We start from the raw sequence: 7,102 nt of genomic DNA on the forward strand, positions 1-7,102 counted from the left end.
TCCTCGAAGGGAGGAGCTGGCGCCACCACGCTCGGACCCCCCCCGAACCCCTGGTCCAGGCGAGCGTCACGCCGAGAGGCGATCCGCCGAGAGAGAACGGGCTAGCGACGCAGCACGGCCTCCCTGAACCTGGTGGGGCTCGGGGGGCGGCTAAATCGACGCTGGCACGTGAGGAGAAGCATCGCGGTCAGAAAGGTAAACGCGCTTCGGGCCGGATGCAATCCGGGCCCGTTCAGACTTCGACGAACCGTGTGCCGGTGATTCCTTCTGCTTCCATGGCGAGCTTGAGCTCCTCGGAGATGACGAGGGCCACGCGCCAACCCCAGGGGCGGAAGAGGTGCGCGTCCCCTACTCTCGTGGGGTCGATGCGCATGCCCGAAACAACCCGATATTGCCCTACCTTTTCTGGCTCATCGTCCTCGGGCGTCCAGTGCACTATCCGCTTGCACCTGGTTTCGTCGATGCAGCGGATGATGCGCAGCGCATTGAGGATGAAGTAGGGGCCCTCATGACCGTCCACGCGAGCAGGAATGAACTGCACATCCTGGACACGCAGCTTCTCGATAATCTGGACGACGCGTCCATGGACCACGGGGATGGAGAAGGCGGCCCAGCAGTAGTCCAGCGGGCCTCCGGGAACGTCGAGTGGGAATCGTGGCACGCACCCCAGTTCAAGCACCTTCCCTTTCTTGAACTGCCAGGGATCGACTTCCTGCCCTTGCTCGTCGATAGGAGTTCCCAGATGCCACCGCGTGTGGGACTGCCTGTCATCCCTTAACTCGAAATACCGGGTCATGCGCTTCGTCCCCATCTCCGCTAGGTCTTCGTCACCAACTGGTGGAGTAGGGACCCGGGAGTGCATACCTCATCCGCCAATTCCTTGAGTGTTCGCACCAGTTTGCTCTTGCATCGCGACATGGTCTGGCAATTCTCGAGTGCCTCTTCGAGCCTTTGAAGGACCTCCGCATGGTACTCCTCGGGATGCGGGCCTTTGTGTCCAGAGAGGTAGACGAGGTTCTCGGCTACATCCAGACGCATCCCCGCCTTGGCGAAGAGCTTCTCGAATATGGGTGTCCACGGCCCTCCGGACTGCGTCGAGGTTTCGTTCTTGTTGGTGGCGAGGTGGTGCCAGTGATGGCCGTCCTTCTTCTCGGAGCCATCGGTGCACGCGCTGCCCACCGCGGCAGCCGCCGTGCCCGCCGCCACTCCCGTGACGATGACCGTGCCGTCGGCCGCCATCTGCACCGTCGTCGCGCCCGCCACTGACATCCCACTGGCCATGGCGTACCGAGGAGGCCCCAGCAGCGCGCCCAGTCCGCCCTCGGGCACCTGGGGCAGCCCCTTGGCGAGCCCCATGCTGGCCACCACCATCAGCACCCGCAGCCCCGTGCCTCCCATCGCCTTGCCGAAGCGCTCCGCCACCGCTTCGAGTTCCTGCACCGTCCTCGCCGCCTCCGCCTCCTCGTACAGCAGCAGGCACGCCCGGGCGAACTGGGTAAGCTCCAGTGCTCCCACCACGAAGGCCAGCCGCAGCGTCAACGCCGTCACGAAGGCCTTGGTGAAAAGGGGCTCGGGCGTCAGCCACGCCGCGAAGTACACCAACACCGAGAGCGCGACGCTGGACAGGAAGACGGGCGAGGAGAACAGCTCCTGGGCCGCCTCGCGCACTCCCGCGCCCATGTAACGGGGGGAGAGCTTCAGGGCCAGGAAGAGCCGGCTCCGCTCCAACGACTCCGGCATGGGAAGCAGCGGCGGGCCGAACCGGGATGCGTACTCCTCCCGCAGTCTCAGCTCCCACTCCGCTGGTTGGCCCTCTCCCGCTCCAGCCGACACCAGGACGAGCCGGCTCCGAGACCGCGGCCTCTCCGTCACTCGAAAGGACGCATGGAAGGCCGCGAGGACTGTCCGCGCCTCCTGCACCCGCAGCCGCTCCAGGGCCGGGTCGGGTGCCACTGGCTCGAAGGAGAGCCGCAGTCCGCCTCCGGGCAGCTCCCTGGCCCTCACCGTGCTCGGCTTCGCCTGCTGTCGCCGCTCGGGACGAGGCCCCTCTGGCGATAGAGCGCACGCGAGGGGCAACAGGAGCAACAGGGCCACGGCCATGCGCGGCAAGACAGAACCTCTCTTCATGATGACGCGGCAGCATGCACACCCGGGCATGGCCGCGTCATCCGACGCCGCGACTACCGCGTCCCGAAGAGCCGATCTCCCGCGTCACCCAGACCCGGGAGGATGTAGCCGTGCTCGTCGAGCTTCTCATCCACCGCGGCGGTGAAGACGTGCACGTCCGGGTGGTGCTCGCGCAGGTTCGCCAGGCCCTCGGGGCACGCCAGCAGGCAGACAAAACGCAGACTGCCCGGCTTGTTGCGCTTGATGCGGTTGAGCGCCGCCACCGCCGAGTTCCCCGTCGCCAGCATCGGATCGCACACGATGACGTCGCGGTCCGCGAGCTGGTTGGGCACCTTGTAATAGTACTCCACCGCGCCCAGCGTCTTCGGGTCCCGGTACAGGCCGATGTGGCCCACGCGGGCGCTCGGCACCAGCTGCAGCATGCCGTCCAGGATGCCCTGGCCCGCGCGCAGGATGGCCACCAGCACCAGCTTCTTTCCATCCAGCACCGGCGCCATCATCTGCATCATCGGCGTCTCGATGCTCTCCTCGCGCACCTTCAGGTCCCGCATCGCCTCGTAGGCGAGCAGCAGGGAGATCTCCTGCAGCAGCGCGCGGAAGGCCGCCGTGCTCGTGTCCTTGCGCCGCATCAGCGTGAGCTTGTGCTTCACCAGCGGGTGGTCCACCACGGTGCAGTTGTCCGGGTACGTCACGGTTCCCTCCTTCGTCGGTTCGACTGAAAAGTAGATCCCCTCCCCCAAGGAGAGGGGTCATTCACGGACATCCCCCCGCCGACCCTCAGAACACCGTTCCGTCGCTCTCGATGAGGATGGGCGGCGTGCCCCCCTTCCGCTTCTCCGCGGCGATACGTCTCCCGGCGCTCCACGTGCCCCCTTGCAGCACCTTGGCCAGCGGCAACTGCTCCGCCGTCATGCCCAGCCGCTCGCGCACCCGCTTGCCCACCTCGTCCAGCAGCGCCACCGTCAGCGCCCGCCACTCCACGATGGGCTCCGAGCCCGGCGCGAAGGCGTCCGTGAGCAGCCGCGCGTCCCTCGGCACCAGCAGGCCCAGGTCCACCAGCAGCCCGCCATTGCGGTACTCCGGCAGCCCCGTGAGCGCGTCCAGGTCCGTCACCTGGATGCCGCCTTCCTCCAGCGGCTCTAGCAGCGAGTACGTCAGCCACTGCGACAGCTTGTGGAAGGGCACCAGCGACTCCGGGCGGCCCTCGGCCCCCAGCGCCGAGTGCGACCACACGTCGCCCAGGTTCACTCCGTCCAGCGTGATGCGTCCCGGCCAGATGGAGCCCAGCGACTCCAGCACCTGCCCCAGCACCTCGGCCGCGGGCACACGCGGGCCACGCGCCGCGAGCAGGTCGAAGAGCGCGCCGGGCCTCGGCAGCGCCTTGCCCAGTCCGTGCAGCAGCGCGAGCCGTCCCTCCAGCCCCGCCAGCGGATTGGCCTCCGTCACCTGGAAGCCCTTCGCCAGGGCCTCGCGGCTCAACCCCTTCAGCCCCTCCGCGTCCGCGCGCAGCGGCTGGCGGGGATCCGAGGAGAACGCGCCCGCGAGGAACATGCGGAAGCTCGCCACGGCGAGGCCCTCGGAGCGCGCGTAGGTGTCACCGCCGGGCTCCACGTACTTCCACGTGGGCCCGCTGCCCGCGTCCAGCAGCACGCTGGTGACGACCAGGTCCAGCTTCGCCCGGGCCCGCTCGGCGGGGGGCAGCGAGGCCAGCCGCGCATCCAGCTCCGCGTTGCGCCGCACCCCACCCACGTCGAAGTGACCCCAGCGGCTGTGCACCGGAATGTCCAGCGAGGGGTAGGCCGCGCGCGTGACGTCCAGCACGTAGTCCGCCACCGCGGGCAGCCGCTCCATGTCCACGCGGAAGTGCTTCAGCTTGCCGGCGAGCCCCAGCTCCAGCAGGGCCCGGCAGCGCTCGCGAATGGCTCGCGGGCTGCGCAGGTACGCGACGGTGGCGGAGGGCTCAGGCATCGAGTGTCCTGCCCTTCACCTGCTCCAGCTCGTCCTTCGAGGCCACCTTGCCGGTGGTGAAGTAGCCAGCGGCCTTCTTCGCCTCCATCTCCACCTTGGCATCGGCGGGGACGAGCTCATCCGGGATCGGCACGCGCTCGAGGATTTCAATGCCCGAGCGGACGATGGCGTCGTGCTTCATGTCGCTCATGGACACGAAGCGGTGGATGCGGGTGATGCCCAGCCAGTGCAGCACGTCCGGCATCAGCTCCTGGAAGCGCATGTCCTGCACGCCCGCCACGCACTCGGTGCGGTGGAAGTACGTGGCCGCCGAGTCGCCGCCCTCCTGGCGCTTGCGTGCGTTGTAGACGAGGAACTTCGTCACCTCGCCCAGCGCGCGGCCTTCCTTGCGCGAGTAGGCGATGACGCCCGCGCCGTTCTCCTGCGCCGTCTGGATGCACACCTCAATCCCGTGCGTGAGGTACGGCCGGCAGGTGCAGATGTCGCTGCCGAACACGTCCGAGCCGTTGCACTCGTCATGCACGCGCACCGCCAGCGGCACGTCGGGGTTGGAGATGGTGTCCATGTCCCCGAAGAAGTAGAGGGTGAGCCCACCGATGGGCGGCAGGAATACCTCCAGGTCCGAGCGGGTGATGAGCTCGGGGAACATGCCGCCGGTCTGCTCGAAGAGCCCACGGCGCAGCGCCGCCTCGCTCAGGCCGAAGCGCTTGGCGATGCCGGGCAGGTACCACACCGGCTCCACGGCGGCCTTCACCACGCTCACGTCCCCGTTGGCGCAGAGGATCTTCCCGTCCGGCTTGAGGCGGCCGGCGGTGATGGCGTCGCGCAGCTCGGGCATGTTGATGTGCGCGCGGGTGATGGCGATGGAGGGCCGGATGTCCATGCCCTGGTCCATGTAGGCCCGGAAGGCCTGCGGCGCCACCGCGCCCCACGGATCCATCGACACGATGCGGTCGGGGTCCGACCACGCCTTGTGGGGGCCAATCTGCACGGCGGGCGCCGTGTTGGTGAGATCCGCCCGGTGGTCCTGCGTGAGCTGGCCCGCGGCCACGGCGACGGCCCGGTAGATGGCGTACGAGCCCGAGTGCGTGCCGATGACGTTGCGGTGCGCGGGCTCCGTCAGCGTGGCGATGACGGGTCCCCGGCGCAGCGGCTCGGGGTCTCCCCAGCGGATGGGGGTGGACTGGGAGTCGCTGTCGGGATGCGAGGTGAGACGGATGTGGTTGACGGGCTTCTTGTCGGGCATGAGGCGCCCTCCTCGGAGTGCGCGCTGCGGGGGAAGGGAAAAAAACAGAAGAGACGCGGTCAGCTCATCCAGCTGCCGTCGGTACGGGCGTTCCACTTGCGGGTGACCTTCTTCAGGTCCGTCCAGAAACCCAGGCTGGATGCGCCCGTGATGTCGCCGTAACCGAACTTGGACTCACCGGTACCGCCGAAGGAGAAGGGCTCGCGAGGCACGGGCACGCCCACGTTGACGCCCACCATGCCCACGCGCGCTCCCTCCACCACCGCCTGCGCCACCGCGCCGTTGGTGGTGAAGATGGAGGCCGCGTTGCCGTAGGCCGAGGCGTTCTCCACCTCCAGCGCCGCGGAGAGCGTGGGCACCCGGACGATGGACAGCACCGGGCCGAACAGCTCCCGCTGCGCCGCCTCCATGTCGGGACGCACACCGTCGAGAATCGTCGGCCCGAGCCAGTGGCCACCCGCCCACTGCTCGCCCGCGGGCTTCTTCCCGCGCCCGTCCACCAGCACCCGCGCTCCGGCCTTCTCCGCCGTGGCGATGGCCGCCTCCAGCCGCGAGAGGCTCGCCCGGTCGATGAGGGCGCCCATGCCGCTGCCTGGCTCCAGCCGCGAGGCGCGCTCCACCACCTGGTCGACGATGCGCTGCACGTCTCCCACCGCGAGCAGCACGCTGGCCGCCATGCAGCGCTGGCCGGCGCACCCGGTGAAGGAGTCCACCACGGCCTGCGTGGTGAGGGCCTCGTCCGCGTCGGGCACGACGATGAGGTGGTTCTTCGCTCCGCCGAGCGCCAGCACGCGCTTGCCCTGCGCGCTGCCGTCCGCGTACACACGCCGCGCCACGGGAGAGGAGCCCACGAAGGCCAACGCGCGCACCTCGGGGTGGGCCACCAGCGCCTCCACCGTCTCGCGACCGCCGTGCACCACCGAGAAGACGCCGCGCGGAATGCCCGCCTCCATCATGAGCTCGCCGAGCGCGCACGCGGTGAGGGGCACCTTCTCCGAGGGCTTGAGGATGAAGGCGTTGCCCACCGTCACCGCGATGGGGAACATCCACAGCGGCACCATGGCCGGGAAGTTGAACGGGGTAATGCCCGCCACCACGCCGAGCGGCTCGCGCCGGAACTCGCAGGTGACGCCGCGGCTCACTTCCATGGCGCCGCCGGTGTCGAGGTTCTGCAGCGACAGCGCGAAGTCACACACCTCGATGCCCTTGAGGATGCCGGCGCGGGCCTCGGCCACCGTCTTGCCGGCCTCGCTGGCGGCCAGGTGCGCCAGCCGCTCCAGGTTGGACTCGAGCAGCGAGCGGAAGCGGGCCATGAGCGTGGTGCGCTCGCGCAGGGGCGTGGCACGCCAACCGGGCGCCGCGGCCCTCGCGGCCTCCACCGCCTGCGCCACACCGTCCGCGGGCGTCAGGGGCACGCGGCCAATGACACCTCCGGTATACGGGCTGCGCACGTCGAGCAGCGCGGCATCTCGCGGGACGAGCCACTCACCGCCCACGAGGTTACGGCAGGTGGTGACGCTCTCGGGCAACTGGACGAAGGACACTCGCTCCCCCTGAAGGGACAGCAGCGCCACGAGGACGGTGACGGCTGCGTCAGGTAACAGCTTAACAAGAGCGCTCGAGAACCCGGTAATCCCGGGGGTCACAGGAAGGTCGCACCCAGAGTCAATTAGTTGACAGTGGTCGAAAACGACGCGGTGCGCAGTGACACGGGCCACGGAGGGCCTCACTGAGTGAGGGTGCCTTCCGCGCGCCAGTCCG

6 protein-coding genes are annotated in these 7,102 nt (G+C 68.9%); all 6 read right to left on the minus strand.

Features of this window, described 5'->3' with window-relative positions; genetic code table 11:
* Nucleotides 1–232: 232 nt before the first annotated feature.
* A complete protein-coding gene (locus VF697_RS01580) occupies nucleotides 233–796 on the minus strand; it encodes an imm11 family protein (RefSeq protein WP_331091554.1) in 564 nt (187 codons plus the stop codon).
* A 20-nt stretch (nucleotides 797–816) separates the two neighbouring features.
* Entirely contained in the window at nucleotides 817–2,100 is a 1,284-nt protein-coding gene (locus tag VF697_RS01585) for an AHH domain-containing protein (protein WP_331091564.1), read from the minus strand.
* Between the two features lie 80 nt (nucleotides 2,101–2,180).
* Nucleotides 2,181–2,819, minus strand: a complete 639-nt coding sequence (gene upp, locus VF697_RS01590) for a uracil phosphoribosyltransferase (protein WP_331091556.1) — start codon at nucleotides 2,817–2,819, stop codon at nucleotides 2,181–2,183.
* Nucleotides 2,820–2,904: 85 nt separating this feature from the next.
* Nucleotides 2,905–4,095, minus strand: a complete 1,191-nt coding sequence (locus tag VF697_RS01595) for a URC4/urg3 family protein (protein WP_331091558.1) — start codon at nucleotides 4,093–4,095, stop codon at nucleotides 2,905–2,907.
* A complete protein-coding gene (locus VF697_RS01600; RefSeq protein WP_331091560.1) occupies nucleotides 4,088–5,341 on the minus strand; it encodes a GTP cyclohydrolase II in 1,254 nt (417 codons plus the stop codon). Before VF697_RS01600 ends, VF697_RS01595 begins: the two co-directional genes overlap by 8 nt.
* Nucleotides 5,342–5,400: 59 nt before the next feature.
* A complete protein-coding gene (gene mmsA / locus VF697_RS01605; protein WP_331091562.1) occupies nucleotides 5,401–6,885 on the minus strand; it encodes a CoA-acylating methylmalonate-semialdehyde dehydrogenase in 1,485 nt (494 codons plus the stop codon).
* Between the last annotated feature and the right edge of the window lie 217 nt (nucleotides 6,886–7,102).

Origin of the sequence: Archangium sp. (genome assembly GCF_036388035.1) — a bacterium.
Lineage (GTDB): Bacteria > Myxococcota > Myxococcia > Myxococcales > Myxococcaceae > Archangium.